This window comes from Streptomyces sp. NPDC059696, assembly GCF_042733745.1.
GTDB lineage: Bacteria > Actinomycetota > Actinomycetes > Streptomycetales > Streptomycetaceae > Streptomyces.
The window spans coordinates 1-1,022 of the sequence record NZ_JBHWFG010000156.1 but is presented as its reverse complement, the minus strand read 5'-3'; the positions used below and the strand labels follow the sequence as shown (position 1 = coordinate 1,022).

At 64.8% G+C, this 1,022-nt stretch carries 1 pseudogene; it reads right to left on the bottom strand.

The features are described from left to right. A pseudogene (locus tag ACFV20_RS37305) lies at positions 1–1,022 on the bottom strand (pyruvate dehydrogenase (acetyl-transferring), homodimeric type); the annotation flags it as partial.

The following is a 1,022-nucleotide window of genomic DNA, read 5'->3' as shown; positions in this document are numbered from 1 at the left end:
GGGGAGGGACACGCCGGAGGCGTGGATTTGCGCGGTGGGGCGGTTGTCGTGGCCGGTGTGGGCTTGGGCGAGGTGGTAGATGCCTTTGAGGAGGCCGGTGGTGTCGAGGTTTTCGGGTTCGGCGGGTTGGGTGATGGGTTCGTTGTAGACGGTGAGGTAGTACATCACGTTTTTGTCCGTGCTGTCGGGACCGTACATTTGCTCGAGGCCGTGGCGGATGATGTGGCCGATTTCGTAGCCGTAGGCGGGGTCGTAGGTGCGCACGGCGGGGTTGGTCGCGGCGAGCAGGGGGGAGTGTCCGTCGGCGTGTTGGAGTCCTTCGCCGGTGAGGGTGGTTCGTCCTGCGGTGGCGCCGATGATGAAGCCGCGGGTCATTTGGTCGGCGGCGGCCCAGAAGGAGTCGCCGGTGCGTTGGAAGCCGAACATGGAGTAGAACACGTAGATCGGGACGAGGGGTTCGCCGTGGGTGGCGTAGGAGGTGCCGGCGGCGGTGAACGCGGCGACGGCTCCGGCTTCGTTGATGCCGGGGTGGATGAGTTGGCCGGCGGGGGATTCTTTGTAGGCCAGGACGAGGTCGCGGTCCACGGAGAGGTAGTTCTGGCCTTTGGGGTTGTAGATTTTCGCGGTCGGGAAGAACGCGTCCATGCCGAAGGTGCGTGATTCGTCCGGGACGACGGGGACGAGGCGGTTGCCGAAGTTCTTGTCCCGCATGAGGTCTTTGAGGAGCCGGACGAAGGCCATGGTGGTCGCGGCTTGTTGTTTGCCGGAGCCGCGTTTGGCGATGTCGTAGGACTTGGCCTCGGGCAGGGTCACGGGGGTGTGGTCGGGGCGGCGTTCGGGCAGGAACCCGCCCAGTTGCTGGCGGCGTTCCATGAGGTACTGGATTTCCGGGGCGTCCATGCCGGGGTGGTAGTACGGGGGCCGGTAGAGGTCCGCGTCGAGTTGTTCGTCGGTGATGGGGATGCGCAGGTGGTCACGGAAGGCTTTGAGGTCTTCCATGGTGAGTTTCTTCATTTGGTGGG